Source organism: Planomicrobium okeanokoites (genome assembly GCF_003428875.1).
Classification (GTDB): domain Bacteria; phylum Bacillota; class Bacilli; order Bacillales_A; family Planococcaceae; genus Planococcus; species Planococcus okeanokoites.
The window spans coordinates 1-23,642 of record NZ_QQRS01000014.1; the positions used below are offsets into that span (position 1 = coordinate 1).

The 23,642-nt window shown below is 42.7% G+C and carries 24 protein-coding genes; 7 read left to right on the plus strand and 17 right to left on the minus strand.

All coding sequences use genetic code 11. The features are described from left to right. Positions 1-281 precede the first annotated feature (281 nt). The 7 genes from D2910_RS15610 to D2910_RS15640 form a co-directional block, all read right to left on the minus strand. Positions 282-899 (minus strand): sugar transferase, encoded by a 618-nt coding sequence (locus D2910_RS15610; protein ID WP_117314136.1) that lies wholly within the window; start codon positions 897-899, stop codon positions 282-284. A gap of 59 nt (positions 900-958) precedes the next feature. Further along, positions 959-2,233 (minus strand): aminotransferase class I/II-fold pyridoxal phosphate-dependent enzyme, encoded by a 1,275-nt coding sequence (locus tag D2910_RS15615; RefSeq protein WP_205854619.1) that lies wholly within the window; start codon positions 2,231-2,233, stop codon positions 959-961. Positions 2,234-2,535: 302 nt separating this feature from the next. Beyond that, the gene (murJ, locus tag D2910_RS15620; RefSeq protein WP_117314138.1) at positions 2,536-3,792 is read right to left on the minus strand and encodes a murein biosynthesis integral membrane protein MurJ; all 1,257 of its coding nucleotides are present in this window, start codon (positions 3,790-3,792) and stop codon (positions 2,536-2,538) included. Further along, positions 3,789-4,814, minus strand: a complete 1,026-nt coding sequence (locus D2910_RS15625) for a glycosyltransferase (protein WP_165850199.1) — start codon at positions 4,812-4,814, stop codon at positions 3,789-3,791. The genes murJ and D2910_RS15625 overlap by 4 nt, the downstream gene beginning before the upstream one ends. 8 nt (positions 4,815-4,822) lie before the next feature. Continuing rightward, complete coding sequence (locus D2910_RS15630) at positions 4,823-6,121, minus strand: O-antigen ligase family protein (protein ID WP_117314140.1); 1,299 nt, start codon at positions 6,119-6,121, stop codon at positions 4,823-4,825. Between the two features lie 4 nt (positions 6,122-6,125). Next, a complete protein-coding gene (locus tag D2910_RS15635) occupies positions 6,126-7,292 on the minus strand; it encodes a glycosyltransferase (RefSeq protein WP_117314141.1) in 1,167 nt (388 codons plus the stop codon). 20 nt (positions 7,293-7,312) lie between these two features. Beyond that, positions 7,313-8,713, minus strand: a complete 1,401-nt coding sequence (locus D2910_RS15640) for a nucleotide sugar dehydrogenase (protein ID WP_117314142.1) — start codon at positions 8,711-8,713, stop codon at positions 7,313-7,315. A gap of 712 nt (positions 8,714-9,425) precedes the next feature. Between D2910_RS15640 and D2910_RS15645 the strand changes: the two genes are divergently transcribed. Then, on the plus strand, positions 9,426-10,025 hold the full coding sequence (locus D2910_RS15645) for a DsbA family oxidoreductase (protein WP_276310426.1): 600 nt from the start codon (positions 9,426-9,428) through the stop codon (positions 10,023-10,025). Between the two features lie 483 nt (positions 10,026-10,508). Here the strand turns inward: D2910_RS15645 and D2910_RS15650 are convergent, their stop codons facing one another. Next, on the minus strand, positions 10,509-12,077 hold the full coding sequence (locus D2910_RS15650; RefSeq protein ID WP_117314143.1) for an Ig-like domain-containing protein: 1,569 nt from the start codon (positions 12,075-12,077) through the stop codon (positions 10,509-10,511). A 317-nt stretch (positions 12,078-12,394) separates the two neighbouring features. Here D2910_RS15650 and D2910_RS15655 point away from each other — a divergent pair, with 317 nt between their 5' ends. Both D2910_RS15655 and D2910_RS15660 read left to right on the plus strand, forming a co-directional pair. Continuing rightward, the gene (locus D2910_RS15655) at positions 12,395-13,756 is read left to right on the plus strand and encodes a hypothetical protein (RefSeq protein WP_240633636.1); all 1,362 of its coding nucleotides are present in this window, start codon (positions 12,395-12,397) and stop codon (positions 13,754-13,756) included. Between the two features lie 24 nt (positions 13,757-13,780). Next, positions 13,781-14,077 carry a hypothetical protein gene (locus tag D2910_RS15660; protein ID WP_117314145.1) on the plus strand — a complete coding sequence of 99 codons (297 nt, stop codon included), beginning with the start codon at positions 13,781-13,783 and terminating at the stop codon, positions 14,075-14,077. Between the two features lie 246 nt (positions 14,078-14,323). Here the strand turns inward: D2910_RS15660 and D2910_RS15665 are convergent, their stop codons facing one another. Beyond that, entirely contained in the window at positions 14,324-14,809 is a 486-nt protein-coding gene (locus D2910_RS15665; protein ID WP_101802620.1) for a GyrI-like domain-containing protein, read from the minus strand. A 215-nt stretch (positions 14,810-15,024) separates the two neighbouring features. On the opposite strand from D2910_RS15665, the gene D2910_RS16980 reads away from it, so the two are divergent. Beyond that, positions 15,025-15,186: a hypothetical protein gene (locus D2910_RS16980; RefSeq protein ID WP_165850202.1), complete on the plus strand. Its 162-nt coding sequence runs from the start codon at positions 15,025-15,027 to the stop codon at positions 15,184-15,186. A gap of 216 nt (positions 15,187-15,402) precedes the next feature. After that, positions 15,403-15,801 carry a VOC family protein gene (locus D2910_RS15670; protein ID WP_117314146.1) on the plus strand — a complete coding sequence of 133 codons (399 nt, stop codon included), beginning with the start codon at positions 15,403-15,405 and terminating at the stop codon, positions 15,799-15,801. A gap of 110 nt (positions 15,802-15,911) precedes the next feature. On the opposite strand, the gene D2910_RS15675 is transcribed toward D2910_RS15670, so the two are convergent. The 3 genes from D2910_RS15675 to D2910_RS15685 form a co-directional block, all read right to left on the minus strand. Next, positions 15,912-16,226 carry a YrhK family protein gene (locus D2910_RS15675; protein ID WP_117314147.1) on the minus strand — a complete coding sequence of 105 codons (315 nt, stop codon included), beginning with the start codon at positions 16,224-16,226 and terminating at the stop codon, positions 15,912-15,914. Positions 16,227-16,469: 243 nt separating this feature from the next. Next, positions 16,470-17,153, minus strand: coding sequence for an alpha/beta hydrolase (locus D2910_RS15680; protein ID WP_117314148.1), 684 nt, complete (start codon positions 17,151-17,153; stop codon positions 16,470-16,472). A 5-nt stretch (positions 17,154-17,158) separates the two neighbouring features. Beyond that, the gene (locus D2910_RS15685; RefSeq protein ID WP_117314149.1) at positions 17,159-17,533 is read right to left on the minus strand and encodes a hypothetical protein; all 375 of its coding nucleotides are present in this window, start codon (positions 17,531-17,533) and stop codon (positions 17,159-17,161) included. Positions 17,534-17,955: 422 nt separating this feature from the next. On the opposite strand from D2910_RS15685, the gene D2910_RS15690 reads away from it, so the two are divergent. Continuing rightward, entirely contained in the window at positions 17,956-18,177 is a 222-nt protein-coding gene (locus D2910_RS15690; RefSeq protein WP_117314150.1) for a hypothetical protein, read from the plus strand. Beyond that, positions 18,152-18,661 (plus strand): hypothetical protein, encoded by a 510-nt coding sequence (locus D2910_RS15695; RefSeq protein ID WP_117314151.1) that lies wholly within the window; start codon positions 18,152-18,154, stop codon positions 18,659-18,661. The genes D2910_RS15690 and D2910_RS15695 overlap by 26 nt, the downstream gene beginning before the upstream one ends. 91 nt (positions 18,662-18,752) lie before the next feature. On the opposite strand, the gene D2910_RS15700 is transcribed toward D2910_RS15695, so the two are convergent. From D2910_RS15700 to D2910_RS15720, 5 genes are all read right to left on the minus strand, one after another. Further along, the gene (locus D2910_RS15700; RefSeq protein WP_117314152.1) at positions 18,753-19,322 is read right to left on the minus strand and encodes a DUF7713 domain-containing protein; all 570 of its coding nucleotides are present in this window, start codon (positions 19,320-19,322) and stop codon (positions 18,753-18,755) included. 401 nt (positions 19,323-19,723) lie between these two features. Then, complete coding sequence (locus D2910_RS15705) at positions 19,724-20,620, minus strand: DUF4839 domain-containing protein (RefSeq protein ID WP_165850203.1); 897 nt, start codon at positions 20,618-20,620, stop codon at positions 19,724-19,726. Between the two features lie 155 nt (positions 20,621-20,775). Next, positions 20,776-21,249, minus strand: a complete 474-nt coding sequence (locus tag D2910_RS15710) for a hypothetical protein (protein ID WP_117314154.1) — start codon at positions 21,247-21,249, stop codon at positions 20,776-20,778. Further along, entirely contained in the window at positions 21,246-21,929 is a 684-nt protein-coding gene (locus D2910_RS15715; RefSeq protein ID WP_117314155.1) for a hypothetical protein, read from the minus strand. Before D2910_RS15715 ends, D2910_RS15710 begins: the two co-directional genes overlap by 4 nt. Before the next feature lie 304 nt (positions 21,930-22,233). After that, positions 22,234-23,331 (minus strand): acyltransferase family protein, encoded by a 1,098-nt coding sequence (locus tag D2910_RS15720; protein WP_117314156.1) that lies wholly within the window; start codon positions 23,329-23,331, stop codon positions 22,234-22,236. Positions 23,332-23,642: the final 311 nt, after the last annotated feature.

The window sequence follows — 23,642 nt, forward strand, 5'->3', positions numbered from 1 at the left end:
TCACCAAACGAAGTGCGGTAGGAATTTTAATGAGAATTTTATTAGAAACTACTGTCCACTTTCTTGACTAAAGTCCAAATATATCCGCGCTCAGGAAATTATATCCGCGTTCAGCGATTTATATCCGCGTTCGCCTTTTCCTCAACTCATCAATCTCTTTCTACACTTCTTCCACTAAAATACTAAAGCCGCGTCTTGTAACCTTTTCGGGTTACAAAACACGGCTCCTTTCACTTCCAAACAAAACAGTAATCTCAAACCACACAATTTTTCACTCCCCGTCACTTAAACAACATCACTACTGTCAGCAAAATCACTTTCAGGTTTCCCCACAGGGACCTTCTGGACATGTACTCCAGGTTTATTCTCAATTTGTCCCGCATCACTTCGTTGATGTAAATGTATTCCGGATCGCTGGCCTCGCCCAGTAAATCGCATTCTCTTCTGTATAAGATGGAGGCGTAGTCTGTTATTCCCGGGCGCACCGAAAAGATGTCATTTTCAGCGTCGAGATAATGCTTCACATATTCAGGCACTTCAGGACGCGGGCCGACTAAAGCCATGTCGCCTTTTATCACGTTGAACAATTGCGGCAGTTCGTCCATTTTAGTGGCCCGCAGAAATTTTCCGATTCGGGTCACGCGGCAGTCTGCGCCAACTGTTATTAATGTGCCGGCCGAATTATTCGTCATGGTCCTGAATTTCAAAATACGGAAATGCCTTTTATGAAGTCCGACTCTTTCTTGTTTGAATAAAACCGGATACCCGGAATCGAGAATAACCGCCAGGGCAATTAATAACAGAAGCGGCGACAGAATGATAATTCCGGCTATGGAGAGGAAAATGTCAAATACTCGGATCATAACTTCTTTCACGTATTCAGCAGGCTTTTTTCTCATGAGTACAACTCCTTTAAGAGCCACGATCTCATAAATCATTCACATGAAACTTCACAGCGTCAAGACACCAACCGATTCAGCAGCATTGAATTCAGGCTGTCACAAATATATAGAACATCTTCTTCGCTCAATAAGGTATGAACCGGCAACGAGATTTCATTGAGATACTGAAGATGGGCGTACGGGAAATCTTTGATATCAAATCCCATGTTTTTGTAAGCTGTCAGCATTGGCAGCGGTTTATAATGGATATTCGTAGAAATTCCTTTCTCAGCCATTGCCCGGATGATTTCACCGCGTTCGGCTTCAGACATGCCGGTCATGCGCACAAGATATAAATGGCCGCTGGATTCAGAAGCAACTGTGAAATGCTCCAAGATTGCTACATTGCTGTTCGCCAATGCCCGGTCATAGGTTTCAATGATCTCCCTTCTTTTCTTCAACAGTTCAGGGTATCTGCTGAATTGTGCCAAACCGATGGCCGCTGCAATGTCGGTCATATTGCATTTATAGCCCGGATAGATGATGTCATAATCGCAGGAGCCGGTCTGCGCTTTGGCCAATGCATCTTTCGACTGGCCGTGAAGTGACAGCAGCATGAAATGACGGTAGATTTCTTCATCCGGCACACTTGCAATGCTGTTCCACGTTACAGCTCCCCCTTCGCAGGTAGTCAAATTCTTCACTGCGTGGAAAGAGAAACAGGTAAAATCAGCGACTTCGCCGCTTTTCCGGCCATTGTAGCTGGCACCAAAAGAATGGGCGGCATCTGCAATAACCGTTATTCTTCCCATTGCCTGCTGCAGATCGCTCGCGGGAACGAAAAGATGTTTTTTATTGTTCACCGCTTCGAAGATCCTGTTGTAATCGCACATCACGCCTGCGATATCCACTGGCAGGATGGCCTTCGTCTTGCTTGTAATCGCCTGCTCCATCAAATCGTAATTCATCTCATAAGAATCAGGTGCCGTGTCAATGAGCACAATTTTGGCTCCGACATGCTGAATCACACTGGCGGTGGCTGTATAGGTATAAGCGGAGGTAATGACTTCGTCCCCTTCCCCGACACCCAAAATCCGTAAAGTCAGTTCCATGGCAGCTGTTCCTGAATTCAGGCAAACCGCTTTCGGCGTATTCACATACTCGGCAATCGTTTTTTCAAACAGTTTTGTCTTGGGTCCTGTGGTAATCCAGCCGGATCTGAGAACTTCTATAACAGCGTTGATTTCCGCTTCTGATATATCCGGTGGGGAAAATTGAATATTCATTTTTATGACCTCCTCTGATCCCAAGTCAATGTGAAGGCGCCGCTTCAATCTTCGATTTCTGTCCATTTCCATAATCAAAAAAATTGGGCATAAATTCCCAAAAATTCCGATTACACCAAAAATAAAACCATCAGAAAACTGCTCTGTTCTGCTGCTCTAACATCCTCCTCCTTCTGCTATAATCAGTGTTTTATCTTAGAAATATTCTATAATCCACAGGTTAAAATAAGGTTAAAAATAGGTTAAATAACGCTGATCCTTAAAAATGAAGCAATAGTTACATTAGGACTTTCAGTTCATGCTTAATATTGTTTATGTTTCTATATTTAATTTCCAAAAAACTTTACATCCTAAATGAAAAGCCGCTTTCACACTGCTGATGCTTTTTTATAATGATTCAGGAAGAGCCAGGAAACCAGCAGAAACGCAAGCCCGGTACCAAGCGGCAAGCCGTAAATATTCAAAAATACTGAAAAGAAAAATGAAAAGATGAGATTCGCAAAAGTGATGAGCAAGATCAGCAAATATATACTTTTCTTGTCACCTTTCATATAGAAAATCCGGCTGATGATTTCGTACAGGCACATGCCGATAACGAGCGGAAAATAGTAAATGACGATTTTCGCTAATTGCTGAATTTCTTCTGCCCTGAATTCACCCCGGTAGAAAAGCAGCCTGAGGACGGGCTCCACGAAAGGCAGCGCGAACAGCATCGCCACCGACAGGTAAAGCAAGTATTTATAACTTTTGCTGATGATTTTTGTAATGGTCCTGTTTTTCCTTCTTTGAATCAGTCTCGCCAATAAAGGGAAATAGACAGAGAAAATGTTTGTAATGATCAGGCCGAGCGGAATCGCAATCAGATTATTGGCGTAGTTGATCAGTGAAATGCTGCCTTCCCCGTAATAAGTGGCGAGCACTCTGTCAATGACCAGGTTCACCGGCAGAATGATGCTTCCGGCAACCACAAAAGGCACCAGTCTAAGAATAGCCAAGGTGTTATTCCCTTTGATTCTGAATCCGGCAATTTGAAATAAACCATGTTTTCTCGCTGCGGCATACAACCATAAGGTCTGGAACAGAACTCCCAATGCTGTACCGGCTGCGAGAAAGTAAATATGCTGATCGCTCCAATTGAACAAAATGGCAAATAGGATAATGAACAAATTATAAGGCAGCGCAACGAAATTCGACAGGTAAAAACGATTGTGGTAATGCAGCAAGCTTTTAAAATAACCATTGAAGACGAAAAATGTGACGGACGGCAACATGATGAGAAACAGCAAGAAAACAGGCATCGAAACAGCATCGCTGGCATACAGTATTAAGCCGGTTATTAAAGCGGCACTTGACAGGATCAGACTGAGAAAAATTAAGCTATTGAATAATTCCGTGCTCTGTTTCTTGGCTTCACCCGCTTTGGAGATGTGTTTTATTCCTACGATATTAATCGAAGATGCCAAAGATGACGCTAAAATGATCGGAAAAAGCGAAGCCAAGACGTACTGGTCCAACACTGCGCTGACGCCGAAATATTTCCCGATCACCACTTCCCGGAACAGGCCCGATACTTTTATCAGTAAAGAAATCGCCATCATCACCGCACTGATTTTCAGCAGTTTCATACAAGGGACCTTTTAAATAGCGCAAGGTATCCTGTGAAAGGAAAACCGAATTTGACGTATCCGGCGTAAGAGCCGATGATCCATGATGACTGGACAATAAATATAATCGTGAGGCCGATGGCGATGTCTTTGGGTTTAAAAAGAGCCATGCCGAGTGACAGCATATAAACGGCATATAACGAGATGCTCAGAATGGCAAAATAAAGGAAAAGCTCCGGATCCAAGACCAGCAAGCCGCCCGCTGCAAGCAGCCAGAATAAGACGAACAATGGCAGAATATGTGATAGCCGGATTGACTCCTGATGGGCATTTGCTGTTTTGATCCGCCAATACCCATAATTGAAATACTGTTTCACCAGACCGCCCATGGTATTGCGGGGAAAATAGAAAATCTCGATGCTCGGATTTAACATGATTTTTTTCAATGTCTCTTTTCTTAACCGGCAGTTCAGCTCGACGTCTTCATTGATTTTCCATTCTTCGTTCCAGCCGCCGACCAGCAACAGGTCCTGTTTGAGCCAGGCTCCCGGAAACAAAGTATCCACTTCTTCGACTTTGGAGCTGTAGCGAAACTTGGCGCCACCGATCACCCATTTATTCGATAAGGCTTTCGCGACAAGGGTTGAATACGGGTCATAGCCTTGAGTGACTGTCCGCCCGCCAACGTTGCAGTACTTCAAGGGCTCGCTTTGCAGCAAAAGGTAGATTTCAGACAAATAATTGACTGGAATTCTACTGTGGACATCCAGCCTGACGACATAGTCACCGGCACATTCTTTCAGGCCCACATTCAAAGAAGTCGCAATCATCCGCTTCGGATTGCTCAAAATTTTGATCGCCAAATTTTCGTTCCGCTCTTTGATCTTGTTCAGTTCCTCTAATGTATGATCTGTGGAATTTCCGTCGATGAAAATCACTTCGTAGCTGTCACTCGGCAAATCCTGCTCCTGTAAGAAGTCCCAGAACGCGTTTATAAATTTCTCTTCATTATATACAGGTATGAGTATACTGAGATTTATCATGGCTCTGATCATTCCTTTTTAGTATTCAATGACAAAAGGGATAAGAGTATACCGATAAAAGGTGTATATAAAAAATTGATGATTTCCGGTTCGGACAGCGACGCAATCGACAGACCGATGATAAAAGAAAAGAGGACAATTGCCAGATTGATTTGCTCTTTTGTGAAATCCGCTTTCCTGATCTGTTTCAAAAATAATTTATAGAATATGCTGGCCACTACAGCCAATATTATTCCAAAGCCGACAAACCCGGATTTGAACAGGAAGAAGTAGACGATATTATGGATATAATTTTTTGACACCATATGGCCGGCGCTGTGTGAAAACGACATGTACTCGGCACCGAGCCCACTGCCGAATAAGGCATTTTCTTTGACCAGTTTGCCCAGTTCTTTCATTTCCTCCATTCTGGTGAGTACAGAAGGATCCTGGAAGCTGGCTGCGAGATAGATCCTTTCAAAACCGTAATCCAGAAATTCCACATCATACACTAAAGTATAGAAATACAGCGCCACTGCACCTGCAGCCAGTCCGATATTCAATAAAATCCTTTTCGTGCTGATCGTGATGCCTTTAGTGGCGAGGAAATTCAGCAAATAGATCATAAACACGGTGGATACAAAGCCCAGCCAATAGGACCTGAAATGTGAAAGGTAGACAAAAAGCAGGAAAGGCAGAAGATAAATCAGCAGATGGAAATTTCTTTTATTGGTAAAAGCGAGCTCCTGGATGAGATAGGCGGCGATAAACCAGGAAAAAAGCGGCGCTGACAAAACGATCCTGAAATGCTCCATGGGGGTAAAAACCGTGGTCGGCGGAAAAATTCCAATAGCCACTAAGACAGCGCCGGCACAGACGGAAAACATCAAAACTCCCACAAACTTACGGATAAACTTCTGAAGGTCGATCCCATACAAAAGGTTATAAGTGATAAAGTAAAAAATCACGATTTCCGCAAAGATGAATAATTGCCCCAATGAGTTGGTGATGCTGTTCCCTCTGATGGTGCCGATTCCAAAGAAAAACACAGCGAACAGCAAGAGGAACAGCATTTCCTTTGCAAGGGGGCCTGTGCGGACCACCATGTCATCCGCCAGGAACCGCGGCAGATATTTCAGCACCAACACGAAAAACAGCAAGAGAATGATTCCCGTCTGATAATAATGTGTCAGTGAAGGCGTCGAAAATATCCGGTAATACGGTATCCAAGTCATCACAAACAAGCATATAAGGAATGTCTTTTCTTTGGTGACGGCCAAACTGGAAACGGCAAACATCAGCAAAACCGCAGATATCAAGATGAGCATATGATTACCCTCTTTTTTGGATCAATTCTTCCCACACTCCCACATATTTCGAGGCGATTTTATCCCACGTATAGTCCGTGTTCGCCTTTTCAAAAGCTTTTGCCTGTAAGATTTCATTCAATTGTTCATCGTCAATCAGCAGTTTCATCTTAGCTGCCAATTCTTTCGGATTTTTCTGCCGGAAAATCAATCCGGCATCTCCGATGACCTGGGGAATCCCGCCGCAAGTGGAGCCGATCACCACTTTTCTGCAGGCCATCGCTTCGACCAGCACCCTGCCAAACTGCTCTTTGACCAAATGCGGCTTGAATTTCGGCATGAACTTCAGTTTGTTTTTCCTTAAGTAATACGCTTCTTCGGAAGGCAGGATCAAAGCGTCGATCTGGTTCAGGAACTCGGGCAGCCGGGTTTGCGGTATCAAATCATGGACATGGATTTTATCCTGGATGTTCATTTTTTCCGCTTGTTGAAGAAATTGTTCTTTTTCGTTGCCTTTGGCAATCATCGTCAGTTTAAAATTTTCGTTCTCCAGGATTTTCAAAGCATTCAACAGGGTGTAGATCCCTTTATAATGTTCAAAATAGCCGACAAAGCCAAAATGATATGGCTCGTTCCGGACAGCCGTTTCACTCGGACGAAATAAATGATGGTCAAATCCATTGCCGATAAAATACGTTTTGCCCAGATACCCTTTTTGGCGCAGCACTTCTTCCTGATCTTTGAATAAAGGAATGATGGCGTCGAATTGCTGATAGCTGTATTCTTCTATTTTTTTGAATGGATAAGGGAAATGCTTCACGACATTCTGCGCCGCCCGTATCGTCGTGACAGTTTCCGGGGCCAGTTTCCGGATGCTTCTTAAAAACTGGTAAGTGCCGATATAAGAAGCTTCAGCGATAAAATGGACCGCATCAAAGCCGGAACGGATCAAATTGCCGATTCCTTTGCCGTAGACGGTACTGGCTTCAAAACCGGTCCATTTACCTGGTATGGACTTGAACATGACCGTTTTTATTCCGACATCATTGAGCTTTTGGATCCTGTCCATCGTGAAACTGTTGCCTTTTGTCGTAGCGACGGTCAATTCAACGCTGTCTTTCTCCCCTATGGCTTCGATGAAACTGGCCCACCGTTCCAGCCAGTCCCCGCTGCAGACGATTAACACTTTCATGCCCCATCATCCCTTTGCCTTTATTTTCTGATCTGATATGTTCGAAAATATCCTTTTCTATGGATGACCGCTGTTTTCACAATGAAATTCTTTTCAGCGTTATTGGTAGGAGCGCCCAGTTTTACGACATTGCTTTGATGTTCGAACGCATTTCTTGTATCGACGATTATCTTCGCTTTTTCTCCGATGATCCGGTAATCGTAATCGGAATGCTTTGTCAGCAGGAGGATGCAGTCATATGCGCCTATATGGGCATAGTCCAATTCCACAGATTCCACCTTATCCCCGTTTTTATCCTTGAAGCTCCGGGCATATGGATCGTTATAATCTAAAATTGCCCCGTACCCTTTCAGCAGTTCATAGATTTCCAGACCCGGCGACTCCCGGACATCGTCAATATCCGGTTTATAAGCCATACCGAGAATGAGGATCTGGGATCCCCTGATGGAGCGGCTGCGTAAATTCAGCGCTTCGCTCACTTTGCTGATAACGTAATTCGGCATCCCTTTATTGGTTTCTTGCGCGATTTCAATGAACTTACTGTAGAAATTGCTGGCTCTGGCTTTCCAGGATAAATACATCGGATCGAGCGGAATGCAATGGCCGCCAATTCCGGGACCCGGCGAGAATTTCATGAATCCGAAAGGCTTCGTATCAGCCGCTTCGATCGTTTCCCATATATCAATCCCGAGCTTATCGCTCATCATCGCCATTTCATTGATAAATGCTATGTTGATACTGCGGAAAGTGTTTTCCAGCAATTTCGTCATCTCCGCCACTTTCGGACAGGACACAGGAACGATCTGTTCAACTATTTGCTGATATAAAAAAACCCCATGTTCTGTACAGGAAGCTGTTGTTCCGCCCAGGACCTTGGGTGTGTTTCCAGTATGAAATACCGCGTTTCCAGGATCTATCCGTTCCGGTGAAAAGCACAGGAAATAATCTTTCCCGACGGCATACCCTTCTGCAGCAAGCTCTTTTTCAATCAATTCTTCCGTAGTCCCCGGATAAGTCGTGCTTTCCAATGTAATCAAAAAATCAGTATGCATATTTTTCTTGATATCGTTCACCGCTGAAATGATATAAGACATGTCCGGCTCATGGGATTTATTTAAAGGAGTCGGTACACAAATACTTACAGCATCCAGCAGCCGAATATCGGAAAAATCAGCAGTCGGCTTAAAATGCCCGCTCTCCACAATTGCAGCAACGTCTTCGTCTTTACTGTCGATGACATACGATTTACCGGCTTTCAAAGTTTTGATTTTTTCCGTGTCCACATCAAATCCATAGACGGTAAATCCTGCTTTCGCGAATGCAATAGCCAGCGGCAAACCCACATACCCCAGTCCGATCACTCCAATTACGGCCTTTTGCTGACGGATTTTTTCCATTAACCGAGTTGACTGTATTTCCATATTCCGTCCCCCCTTTATCTTCGTGCAAAATGTAAAAGCGGTTGATTTTACAGCAGTTACAGACAAAGCATCCATAAGCCGATCAGTTATTGAAATATGAAATAAATACAAGTTTGTCAATATCGATGGGAAGCCGTTCATACAGTGGATTTCCTGTGCAATCCAGCCATTCGTGTTCGTTTCGGCAAGCGTAGCCTATAAAGGTTAAAAAGCGGTTAAAAAAATGGGCGGATAGAATATTTACTGGTTAAAATAGCATAGAAAAAGCGAAGCATAACAGTTTGTTAAGCTTCGCTTTGCTTGGCCTTCATTTTATTGATTTTTTCCTTTCTTTTTCGCTTTTCGCCTGCGAAAAGCATCCATTCAGGTCTTTTGATCTTAAGATTTGAAGCATAGCCGGTTCTGCCAGTAAGTTGCTATCTTTTTTAACTTTCTCTTTTCGGAAATTAATGCGGATATCCGCATTCAGGGAAATATATCCGTGCTCAGAAAATTATATCCGCGTTCAGCAGTTTATATCCGCGCTCAGAAAATTATATCCGCATTCGCCAATTCCCCTCTCGTCCAGCTACTTATCGATGCAGTCATCCTCCAAATCTAATCACGTGTAATTCCCCCCAATTTCTTATATCCTATTATTTAACGACATTTTTGGAGGGATATGACCATGAAGATTGAAATGTGGACAGACTTTGCTTGACCATTCTGCTATATTGGCAAACGGCGTCTGGAAGACGCCATTCAGAAGATTGACCATCCGATCGAAGTGACGTACAGAAGCTTCGAGCTGGATCCGACGATAGAGCGGGATATCAAAGAAAATATGCACGAGAAACTTGCCAAGAAATACGGCATGACGATCGAGCAAGCGAAAGCGAATACAGAAAATATGGTCCAGATGGCGAAAGAGTCCGGCCTGGATTATAAAATGGATACACTGATTCTAACCAACACCTTCGACGCCCATCGCCTGACCATGTTCGCGAAAGAACACGGCTTGATGGCCGAAATGACCGAACGCATTCTCCATGCCTACTTCACGGAGTCCAAGCACATCGGCGATCACGAAACCTTGGCGGACCTCGCTGCCGAAGTTGGCCTCGACCGCGAAGCCGTCAAAGCGATGCTTGCCAGCGGCGACATGGCGGATGCCGTCCGCGCGGATGAAGAAGAAGGCCGTCAGATCGGCGTTAACGGTGTGCCATTTTATCTGATCAATAAAAAATATGCTCTCACTGGCGCACAGCCGACTGAGCTGTTCGTCCAGGCTTTGCAGCAAGTGATTGCTGAAGACGAAGCGGCTGACGCGTGACCAATAAAACAAGAAGAAGAGCTGTCGCCAGAAACCCTATGGGCTTTCTGGCGACAGCTTTTTCATATACGCAATTAGTATGGAAATTCTGCAATCGTTCTAAACTAGTATCTAAATCTTTTATCGCTTTTCGCCTGCGAAAAGCATCCATTCAGTCTTTTGAATTTGATATTTGAAGAAATGGCCACCTTAATGGGGCTAATTAGGGTTTTATACAGCATTTTTTCATATTAGCGTCTGAATATCAGGAGATATCTGTAATCTTGGCATTAATCGGGCGTTCAGAAAATTATTCAGGCGCTCAGCGAGTTATTCGGGCGTTCAGAAAATTATTCAGGCGTTCAGTGAGTTAATCGGGCGTTCAGGGAATTATATCAACGCTCAGCGAATTATATCAACGCTCAGGAAATTATATCACCGCTCAGAAGATTATATCGACGTTCGCCAATTTCCACCCAATATCCTCACCCCACCACCAACAACCTACCTCCCGCTAATCCCCAAATACTCCTCCAGCGTCAATCCGCTATTATAAACAGCCGTCGCGTTTTCGACGCCCAGGTAGCGGAAATGCCACGGCTCGTAAATGTAGCCGGTGATGGCTTCTTTGCCTTTCAGATAGCGCACAATAAAACCATATTCATGCGCATTCGAAGCGAGCCACTTGCCAGCCGGCGTATCGCCGAATGAACCGCTCAGCCAATCACCCTCGCTTTCGGTACCGCCGAGATCAAACGCCAGCCCCGTCTGGTGTTCACTGTGACCCGGCAGTGCCGCAAATCGCTTGGCCTGTTCCTCGCCATGCGTGGCTACATAGCGATTATATAAATCCTTCTGGTACGAATAAGACCGGTAAGAACTGATGATGCTCAATTCGTGGCCCGCTTTCGCCGCATCCGCAAGCATCCGATTCAACGCTGACTGGGCTGTCGGATCGACGCCTGGCGCATAGCTTGGCGGAAGACCGTATTTTTTATTGGCGACCAGAATGCCGTCGATATATGTCGGCTCAATCGCCGCTCCCTGGCTACTGCCCACTTTTACAGTCCGCGCACCGCTTTTATTGCCAGCCGCATCAGTGGCCGTAACCACCAGCTCCGTCCCGCTCGCCTGCTGAGTAATTTTAACCTCGAATAAACCATCGGCACCAGAAGTGGCCTCGCCTATTTTCTCATCCCCGGCAAAAACACGAACGACAGCTCCCGCCTCCGCTTTCCCGGAAACGGCCGTCGCTCCAGCTGCCACCGCATTGACTTCCGGTGCAGCCGGCGCGGTTCCATCTTTGACGGTCACAGTCACCGCCTCACTCTTATTGGCTGCCCCGTCCACGGCATACACCAGAATTTCCTTCCCGCCCTCTAATCGTTCGACCGGAGCAGAAAACTTCCCATCTTCCGCTTCCATCTCAGCAAGCTTGTCGTCACCCGCATAGATGAAAACGGTCGAACCAGCCTCCGCCTGTCCTTCAATCCGATCATCGCTGTCAGTGACTTCAGCCACTTGCGGCGCATCCGGTGCTGTGACGTCGCGCACTTCAACCTCAGTCATCGCACTTTGGTTTCCCGCTGAATCAATTGCCGCAATAAAAACTGCAGAACCCTCAGCAAGAGCAGCCAATGGCAAACTGAACCTGCCGTCATCATCCGACATCCCAACCGCCAGGAGTTCCTCATCCGACCACACTTTCACTTTGCTGTTCGGCTCAGCACTTCCTTCTATCGTTTCCGTCTTATCATCCACTTCACCGACAGCCGGCTTTTCCGGCGCCGTTTGGTCAATCGTAAATTCTTTCACAGCCGCATTTCCATTGTCGTCTGTCACTTCCAGCGTATAAGCGCCGTCTTCCGAGATGGCCGTACCGCTAGCGAACTCTTCACCATTCAACTCACCCGTACCTTCACCAAAAATCGGCGTAACCGGTTCATTATACAAATCCTTTTCAACGCCCTGCACTTCTGGCGGCGTGTTGTCCGCTTCCCTCGTCATCACTAGAACCGCATCGACAAGGATCAGCACCATTAATACGGAACCCATTAAAATTCGCTTTCCCAAAGGAGCCCTCCTAAATTATCAGAATTAATAACCCATTAAAATATCAATAATTATATCATAGTGATGATTTTGGTAAGAACAGCTTCTAAGGAGTGCTTATAAAGAAGAAAATAAAAGCTTATTATAAAGTAGGTATAAAGGTTCATAAAAAAATTCTAACAGTGCCTATTGTCATTGAAAATAGGCTATTTTACTGGATAAATTTAGTGGTTTGAATTCATTCAGATGGTATAATATTTGAGGGAATGAAACTTAAGAGACCCGAAATAGATAGAGAAAGTGGTTTATCATTACAAGGGGGAAGTCATCTAGTGACTATGCTGCGTGAAATTTCTTCAAGTACTACTGTATACAGTAGTGAAGGAGCTGGTATATACAAATCAAAACTCGAAAATTATGGCAGAGGTTTAAGGATAAAGTATCATCGCATTGAACAAGGATTATCTTTAAAAGAACTTGCTGCAGGAAACCTTTCGCAAGAAAATTTACGACTAGCCGAAATGGAACAATTTCCAGTAGAGGACAAAGTATATAAAAAGCTCTGTCTTCGATTAGGTATTCCTTTAGATCCTTTCGTACTGCCTTTAATGGAAAATGGTATTTTGGAGTTGAAGTCATTACTGACACACATTAAGAGCCGCTCGAAAATGATTGAAGCGTTCGATTATGTTCAAAATCAAAATAAAGAGCATTTGAAAGAAATTTACCGTGTTGAGTTATTGGTACATACAATCCGATACTATATCGTTACGGGCGATGTAAATGCGGCTTTAGAAACGTATGAACAGGCTTGTAAGTTTAAAGATTTGATGAATAGTCATCAGTTATTCTTCCTAAACAAATACAGAGGAAACATTTATTATTCTGAAGGTGATTATCAAGAGGCGATGAATATATATCAGGGCTGTTTGACATCCGCCCCTTTAGATTTGCCTTCGCCTGAAATGGCAGACCTTTATTATACGTTGGGTATTACATCCGGACAACTTGTAAAACCACGGGATGCGGTATATTTTGCGGAAAAAGCGCTTGAATTGTATCATAGTATGTTTTATCCAAAGAGAATAGCAGAATGTCATGTTTGTATTAGTTTGGCGGAACATAGAACACGTAATATCAAAAATGGTCTAAATCATTTACAAATGGCAGCGAAGGTAATTGAAGAGGTCAATCTGCCGGAACTTGAGTTTATTGTTGAGTACAACTTTGGTTATCTTTACTTTTTATCCCAAGATTTCGAAGCGACGATACGGCATACGGAAAAGTGTTTGAGAATTATCGAATCAGGGAGCATCATCGAGGAACTTCGTTGCTATACAACTCTGATTAAAGCCAACTGGGAATTGGGGAGGAAAGACAAAGCCTTGAAATGGTGTGAACGCGGTACGCAGACTACGTATGAAATGGAAGATAGTATTTTATCCAATCAGTTTGTCGCTGAAGTATTCAATCAATTCCACTTGATGAAGGCATTGTTGTATGAGAACCATGAACGCTTTGAATATCTTGCTGAAATGGAAGTGCTTCCACATATTTTTGCCAAAGGTTATGATATGGATCAAGCCTACTATTGCACACTTGTGGCTGACCATTACCGCAGTGTTGACCAAAAGGAAAAAGCAATGGAATTATATCGGAAAGCCGGAGCCATTTACAGAAAAGCAATATCTATTGATTAATCAAAAAACAGGGGGAATATCAACATGATAAGAAAAGTCGGTTTAACTTTAGCGGTAGTTACATTCGGATTGGTTGGCGTTCTAGCAAACGACGGGTTCACTACATATGAAGATAATAATACAGCTACAATTAAAGAAGTTTCTGGAGTGACAGTCGAAACAGCGAATCCTTGGTCTGTTAAACACGATGTAGCTATTCTTTGGCCGCAGCCTTGGTCTATTAAACATGACGTAGCTATTCTTTGGCCGCAGCCTTGGTCTGTTAAACATGATGTAGCTATTCTTTGGCCGCAGCCCTGGTCTGTGGGAATAAAAGCATAATATAATATAATTTACGATACACCCAGGAATCCAATCGATTCCCGGGTTTTCTTTTTATTTATTTATACTACTTCACTCTATGCAAAAGTTACGGTCATTGCCTGACCAGAAATTGATGGTTATGAGGCTCTTAACAATCCCGAAAAAAGAAAAGGCATCTCCTGTAATGTCGGCTACTACCAGCAGCTCGACGGGAGACGCCATCTCAAAAAAATATTTACTTTCACTATGACACTGTGGCACCATTCACTTCCTCACAACCGGCACATAAACCTCAAAATGCGGATCATCCGGATCCTGGTCCGCCGGATAATACTCATGCTTGATCGGCATATACGGATCCGAATAGTCTACACCAGCTTCCCTCAATGCCGTGTACTCGCTGTCGAACAGCCACTGATGCAAATCCGTATACGTCTGCTGGACATCTTCGCCTTTGGGATGCGCCGTCATCACATAAGTCCATTCCGGCACCCAGATCTCAACCATCCCCTCCGGTATCTCCTGCTCCTCACTCACTTCATACACCGCGTAATGCGCAAAACCATCCTCGACCACATGATACGATAAACCAAGCTGAACGCCGGGATTCACCTTATGCTCCAATTCATCAGCACGCTCTTTGGCCTGCCGAATAACATTCTTTAAATCCGGCACGATTTCAGCAAACGTTCCCTCCCATTTCAACCCCACTGCCCGATAGGACGGCAGCGTAACAATCTTGTAGCTCAATTAAATTCCTCCCTTTTATACACACTAATTTCGAATAAGCTTCGAAAGCCCTCACCTCTTAAAATAAATTCAACAATCAAGGAAATTATTCCTTCTCACACACGATCATTCATTACACACTCAGCATTTATCTCGCATCGCCGACGAACCGTTTATCTCATAACCTAAATGGGAAATAAAACACTAAACTCTATCAAACGAAAGGAGCTGCCAAAATGAGCGATAAGAAACAGTGGGATGAAGAGTTGACCGGAGACGAAATGGATGTCAACGCAGCTCAGCAGATCGCCGAAGGTGCAAAACAGGCTTTTTACAAAGAAGATTACAAGCCGAAAGATGATGAAGAAAGAGAACGGAAAAGCGAAGACGAAGAATAGATGACAGAAAGCATCCGCTCCTAACATTTCTTTACTCTTAGGAGTGGATGCTTTTGCAGTCCATCTTGGTTTATTTCCCAGGCAGGCAAACATATTTATATTTATTTCAGCTGAATTTAACAAGCCTTGTTGAACTAACGCGCAGTTTCAGTGTAGAAAGGATAGAATAGTTAAAGAGTAATATAAAATACGGATACTAAAAGGAGTGGATTGATAATGGAAAAAGTCACACCGTTTTTAATGTTTCAAGAGGGCAAAGCAGAAGAAGCAATGAATTTTTACACATCACTGATTGAGGATTCAGCAATTTCAAACCTCATTCGATATGGTCCAAATGAAGGGGGCGATGAAGGAACTGTTATGCAGGCAACTTTCACCCTGAAAGGCCAGGAATTCATGTGTATAGACAGCAATATAAAACACGAGTTCTCTTTCACACCTTCGTTCTCACTCTATGTCACTTGCAGCACGGAAGAAGAAATTGACAGCCTTTATCAAAAACTGAATGAAGGCGGACAAGCTCTTATGCCCATAGGTGATTATGGATTCAGTAAGAAATTCGGCTGGCTGAATGACCGTTATGGAGTTTCGTGGCAACTGAATTTACCCAAATAATAAGAAGAGCTTAATCCAGGCACTCCCTGTGTTTGGCGCAGGGAAGCGATTATTAAAAAACATCCGATGCCAAGAATGCAATACTCTTGGCGTCGGATGGTCATATGCTTTCAATCCCAATTCGCACCTTCCACTTCAATTCCCGGTTCATCAAAACTCTGCTGCTTCACTTCATGCTCCACCCGAATGTTTTCCCTGATGCTGTAGACGGCACGGGCGGCTAAAATCGAACTGCCGAGAAGATACAGCACATTGCCATAGAATTCCGCTGCTCCGAGAAAATTGAGCAAGCTGCCGAACACGAAGAAGATCCCGACGAGCAAATCATTGATCGTCCTTGTGAGTTTGCACTGTTTCGTAAAAATCACCCGCGAGGCTCCAGTTGTAAATTCGAGATAATCTCCTCTGTCTTTCATGCTCGGCATAAATAATCCTCCTCTATGTCCAAAATCTCCTGCTGCATAAGTCCAGTGGCTCCAAGGGTTCCAGCACCGAAAGATTGTAGTTTGTTTCTCCGTAAATAACCGATTCTCCTTCTTCTAAATCCTTTTTTACAGAAATAAAATAAAAGTAATATTGGGGAAATTAACTGCATAAAAATCAAAACTCCCCCACCCTGAACAAACAGTTCAAGGCGAGGGAGTTTTTTTATCCAAATTTATTAAAGTTTACCGCAGCTCCTCTAAAAAGTGGCTGGCAATTTCTTTTATAGCATCCGCTGCTTGAGGATAGTAGCCCAGCTTTCTGACGAAGGCGTGGTCCATTCCTTTGTATTCAATATGCCGTACCGGGACGCCGGCATTTACCAGCTGTGCTGAAAACTCTTCTCCCTGAATGCGCAGAAAATCGAATTCTGCCGTCACGAGCGTGATTGGCGGCAAGGTAGTTTTTACTTCACGCAGCAAAGGAGAAACGAGCGGCAGCAGCACATCTTCTAAATTTGTAAGATACAGCGACTGAATGAAAAGAAGCGAGTCCTTCATGGTCACAAGCTCCTGATATATCAAGTCGTAATCCTTTGTCGTGTCGTAGTGGTTGATATTCCAAGTATTCCGGGAGACGTCAGATAAATCCACAAGTGGACACAGCAACCCTATGTAACTTATCTTCCACTCTTCCTCTTCACTTAATTGATGCACGCCAAGTGCGAAATTACCCCCTACGCTATCTCCGACAAGACCGATTTTTTCAGCATCCACATTAAACTTTTCGGGGTTTTCATAAATATAGCGCACTGTTTCCAGACAGTCGTCCAACCCTTCCTGATAAGGATGCTCCGGGGCAAGGCGATAGTTTACACCTACTACTCCTGCATTGGCCTCTTGCGCCAACAGTTTGCATATATTTCCCATGACCTCTACATCCCGCTCAAAAAATCCGCCCCATGAAGATAAATAAGCACCGGCTTTTTTTCCTCTGTCTGGTTATAGATCCCTAAGGGAACTTCATGATCTGCATAAACAAACTTCGCAGTTTCCGAATGGATGCCTCGGCTTAAATCTTTGTTATTCACTTCTGTTTTGCTCCGAGTAACCTCCAGGTCATCGATTGTGAGGGGACGTCTTGCATTCGGGTCGACTTCGTTTGCCAGAAAGTTCCTCACCCTTGGATCCAAACCGCGGCTCTCTTCCTCAAAAGGAATTTCCTTATTAATAATATTCAAGCTGCCTTTTTTCGAATACATTACATTGTCTTTCAATCTGGCGGTGAGTTCTTCCTGCGTATGTTCCATAACGGACATCCCTCCTTGGCAAAAGCCGAACTATAAAAAAGAATTGTTAAAGATCGATAAGACCTGCCCTTTTATAACGGGGCTGTACAATAAAAAACTATTGCTTTTAATGAACAGCGCTCCCAAAAAATTATATATTTTACCAAATTCAATTTTGCATAGAAAAAATACCTATATACACTTATATTGACCTAAATATCTCCATATAAACCTACACCAATTTATAGTTTGGCGGCTCTATACCTCTATACAAAGAAGCTGCCTCCAAAACCATTAGGGTTTTTGGAGGCAGCTTCTTTTGCATACAATTGTCGTGAATAAACTGAGTTGTGTCTGACACAGGGGCGCGATTTTAACACCGAACTGCATACATATTGAATACCACAAAAATATGCTATTATAGAGGAAAGAGGTGATCGACCATGGGTTCAAAACGGAAACTCGAAATTGCCAGCATTGCAATGAAGAAACGTCGAAATTCCAAGTCGACGCTGCCGGATGATTTTCTAAAAACCTTAGAAGAAAGGACAGAAGAAGTTATTTCTGATCTAAAACCGGGCAGACAACGTCCCCGTTCTGAAGATGAGACAAAAATCCTTCTGATGTTTGAAAAAGAGTATGGAAAACAAAACGGAAGAATATAAAGAAAAATTAGCTCGATTAAAAGGCCTGCCCTTAGCAGAGAAAAATATCCGAGTTGCCGGTCTTGTTACTGAATATATTGAGAGTAAACATCCCAATATACAGCTGATAGTAGTCGGCGGTCTCAGTGTCGAGTATTATACCACCGGCCAATATGCAACAGCTGATATTGATTTTGTTGCAACTTCCCATGAAAAAATTATGGAATCTCTTGTGGAGTTAGGTTTCGAAAGACAGGGAAAAGACAGCTATTTAAAGGAATTGCAAGTTTCCGTCGAAGTACCTGACAACCATCTGGCTGGCAGTTACGAAAAAGTAAGAGATGTGCTGACTGATGACGGTTGCATTGTTCATATGATCAGCCCGGAAGATATATTCTGTGACAGGTTACGGGCACTAGTGCACTTGAAAGAGAAAGAGCAGCTCAAATGGATGACGAAACTCTATGAAGCAAACGAATTGGATCAGGATTATATCTATTCCTAATTAGAAGGCAAAAAAGAAATAGAGGTAGCCGATGTATTTTTCGAAACGATCAAAGAGCAAGGACAGTGAAATTACTGTCCTTGCTCTTTTTCTATTTATCTTTGTTCCATTCGATTTCTTCTCCAGGATCCAATATCTCCATCTTCAACTGAAATCCTTCATAGTGCATCAGCAGCTTCCCAATTTGTTCCCACATATAGGGTTTTCCGTCCACCACCAGCAACGGAATTTCTTCAGCTGCCGGATTCCATTCGATTCGCCCCGCTAACCGCTCGTTACGGAGACCGTGGTAAGTGGTTTCATCTTCAAATAATTTCTCCTCAACGTATGCTTCAGCCATCCCCTTTTCAGCTTTGGCCAACAATTTCATCAACAGTTTCTCCTGATCACAATCTATGTCACCAGACAGCTGAAAGAAATAGCCACCTTCTTCCACCTGCTCTTCCGCCTCCATGATGACACCAATCGGATCCAGGCGCTTACGTAAGCGATAACGATGCACTTCTCCTAGACCATCCCTTATAGACAGCGATTTCGGATAGCTGGTGGCCTCTACACCGAGTTCCTCTGTCATCAGGGTATTGTAGCATGTTAAACAGAACCGTTCTTCCCCGTAACGAATAGTGGATTCATCCTTTTTACACGTTTGGCATTTTTCCATGCCGCTTCACCTCTTTGCCGTTCTCGTTCTCTCTATACAATAAAACAAGGCGGAGCGCTGTGCAATCCAAGGTGTAAAAGTTGTTTGACAGACCCGATGTTCTTAAATGATGGAATGGCTGCTCAGGATTGGAGGGAATCGCACTTTCGTCCGATGTGGGTCTTTTCACGAGACGGGTGGCTCGCGAGCTATTTTCGGGTCTGCACCCAAAGCCATTTCCAGCAGTTCCCAGATTGTCCCTGTGTCCGGTACAATTATGACTATTTATCCGCTTCGATAAAAATTCAAAAGCCGCATCCTCTAACCCAAGTGGTTTTAGGATACGGCATTTTTTAATGCATTTGTCATGAATAAACTGAGTTGTGTGTGACAAAGGGGACGATGCGCAGGAATCTTATCATTCATCTTATCTCAGTAATCACCGGCTCAAGAAAAACAATCCCCATATCTTCATCAAATTCTTCAACCACAGCAGTAACTCGAAGATTTTGTCCCATACTTAAATAATCAGGTATCTCAGAACCAGTAAGGTTTAAATCTATCATATTTACATCTTCGAATTTAAAATTCGGCCCACTGAATGTAGTTTCATTGAAGTCACCTGAAAACATTAAAATGTCATATCTGGTATCAAAACTTCCATGATTCATCATGTTGACAATATTCGCGTCAAATTCAATCGTTTTACCAGCATATTTTTTGGTGAACTCGCTGATTATCGGATCGTATTCATCTTTCACTGCCAACAGAGCTGCCAATTCTTCGTTGTTTTCAATCGTCAACACTTGCTGACTGCTTTCTGCTTTTGTCTTTTCAGTTACCTCTTCCTCTGCGGTTCCATCATTGGCTTCTTTATCATTTTCTTTCTTGCCAGACTCTTCACTAGCACTTTCTTCTGCTGCCTCTTCTTTACTGGATTCTTCATCTTTTTCAGAACTTTTTTCTTCAGCTGGGTCATCAGCTTTCTCTTCTGCAGGGAAAGTATGATAAGTGATGATTATCTTGGAGTCTTTCTGAAAATTATCCTTTGCATTAAACTCTGCTTTCCCGTCAATCTCAACTTGCTCGATTTCCCCATCTTTCGTTAACCATCCAGTAATCAAATCATCGAGGACCTTTGTCTCGATATCAGTAAAGCCCGTTGCTTTTAAATCCGTAATAACCGTTTCATAGTTTTCTCCTACTATTTCGTCTGACGACTTACTTATTTTCAATACGTTGGGATCTGCTTCATCAGAACAAGCTGCAACCACAATAGCTGCAATCAATAAAGACAGGAAAAACATTATTTTTTTCATAATAGCCTCTTTCAATGAATTATTTTCATCAAACTTATTTACTGCAAATAATAAACGATTGCATCTAACTCCTGACACCATTTCCATTCAGTGAATAAAGATTTGGTGTAAGCTTTAAATACAATCGCATGTTTATCAATATTTTCTATTTGAATCTACAAATGATTATATGAAGACCTCAATATCTTACTTTCTCCTTTAGTTAATATTCCTTCTTCATATAACTTCTCAAAATAATCCTGTTTCACTGAAACTCTATTTACAGGTGAGTTATCCGAATAGCTTTGCTGGACTGGCTGTCTTTGCAAATCTTCTCTTCGTCTATTTTCAATATTCTTTTGGTCAGCAAACGTCATAATAGCCGCAATCAGCCAAAGAATTCCATAGACTGTCCAAATCGATAAGATCCCCATTATGAGCGCGAATACCGCCCAACCCTGGCTGCCATTTTTAATCCCTTTTGCCGTTTTGAAATTTAGTGTTATACCAATAACACTGATTACTAACATGAAAAATGTTAAAACAGCATCTCCTGCGGTAAGACTCGTCGTGAAAAAGAAGAAGATTATTAATACAGTATTTAACCAGCTGCCGATGAGGGCAAGAATGTATTGAGTTGAATTTTTCATATCGCAACTTCCTCCAACGCCGAATGGACTTGTTCCATTGCTTGATTCCATTGAGGCTCCGCTGTATTATTTTTTTCATCTAATATATTCAATGTATCAAGCATCAACTTGCGCTGAAGTGAAATCGTCCGTTGAATGGCGTCATGGAGAATGAACTGTTTCGTTTTGATACTGTCTCGTTCTTCAATAGTTTTTTCGATAGTATATTCTTCTAACTCACCAGAAGTGATTTTACTTTGATAGACGTTATAGGCTCCATTGACACCCTGCAATTCCTCAGCTACACCTAATTCAAACAACTGGATGAAATAACTTACCGGGATGATAGATCTGAAATATGAGCTAATATTCGCATCGCGGTACTTACTTTCCAGTTTATTATCCAATTTAAATTGCAGACCTTCCAAAAAACTATATTTGCTCTTTATATCGTTCGATAACGCGATTACTTTGTTCAATTGTGATAATTGAATATCATCACTATCACCAACAACAGAATGCTTTGGTTTTTTCTGAGATAGTTTTAGAGCTTGAACACGATCTATTTCCTGTTCAATTAAATTCCTTTTCTGTTCCAACATTTTTTCCAGTTCTTTAAATGACTGGATGGACCTCATTGCAGCAACTTTAACGATTTCTATTTCTAAGATTTCTTGAAGAACAGCTTTAACAGAATTCATAATGAGCTCCCAACTCCATTACTATTATTTTGATGATAAACCAATATTATCCTGCTTTTTATCTAAAAACAATACCTCCTAAAAAATATAAATTTGATATCTCATCCCCAAATCGTTTCTTCACTTTTAATATGGCTGTCTCTCTTCATGCCACTTTGACTCATTTAGCAAGCTGCTCTTCGAGCAGCTATAATTTTGCATTCTTTAACTCTCACCATTTGATCAAATGAAAAAGCCGTATCCAAAACCTGATTAAGGTTCTGAATACGGCTTATTACATATATTCATTATTAGTAACTTCAAATCAATTATTCACATACTCCGGCTCTCTCTTCTGAGTAGTTTGCTTTTTAGGAGTTTTCACAGCCGGCTCCAAATACTTAATCTTCCCAGTAAAATGCCTGGTCAACTTACTTTGATACAACAAGAACGCCACACCTATACAAGATGCAACCGTCAGGAACGCCATCGAGATTACGTAGCTGAAGAAGTGATCGCCGAATGTCATGGATAGCTTCACGAAGTATGGCAAGAAAATCATGTGCGTAAGGTAGATAAAGAATGAGAAATTACTGATCATCACCAGCGTATGATTATCGAAACTGAACTTCCGGATCAAAGCCACCAGCAGGAAGAAAACACTCACAGAGAACAGGAACATGTCGTAGCGTTCGCTCGAGATTCTTCCATAGTCCATAACTTTATAGTTGAACACAATGACAGCATAGCTGCCTACAGTCATTAGGATCGGCACCCAGATTTTGTTGGTCAGGAAAGTGACGAGCTGCTCGTAATACTGGCCGATGTAGAATGCCACGATAAAGTAGAACAACCACGTAAAGATATGCGTCTTATACCAGAGCGGATATTCGTTCAGGATGAAATTCTGGTACGCCTCCACATGTACATAGCAGTAGACATGGGCAAACGAGATGACGAACGAAATCAGGATCGGCCCGATCGGATTGACGCGTGCCAGGTATTTCCCGATCAGCCAGTGCAAGATATAGAACTGGAAGATGACGATGACAAAGAAACCGTACCACTGGCCATAGAGCACCTTCTTCTGGATCACATCAATAAATACGGCCAGGTCCCCCCCGGCACTCTTGTAGCTGACAACTAAACCGACCAATAGATAAGGAATCAAAATAAACTTGATCCGTTTCCAGAAGAAACCTTTCTGCAAACCGTCCGGGTAGTTTTTGGAGATCAAGGTTTCCGACAGCAGAATAAAAATTGGGGTTGAGCATAGAAGCGCAAAACGGATCCAGAGGATATATTGATCGTAGGCAGCCTGGTCGACTTCTACATTGCGTAAATAATTCGAGATGGAATGTGTTAAAACAATCGCAAGACACATGATTGCCCGTATGATATTAATTTCATTTAGATTTTTCACGTTCATTCTCCATTTACTAACTTATGTAAGGAATACTAAGTTGTTATTTTGTGACAGAAGAAGAGATTCTTTTGCACACATTATTATAGTATAGAGATTCTCTTTAACGGTGTCTAGGATGTTTTAATAAAAAGCATGTCTACTTAGTATTTTTTTGGTAAATGACTACTCTCGAAATTCATCACTCCGAATAATATTGGTTAATTTTCCTATATTTACAAGCTATTTCTGCAGAATTTACTAATTCAATGCTGCAAAAAACTAAGCACTACTAATTTATAAAAATTGTTATATCAGTATAAATATATCTA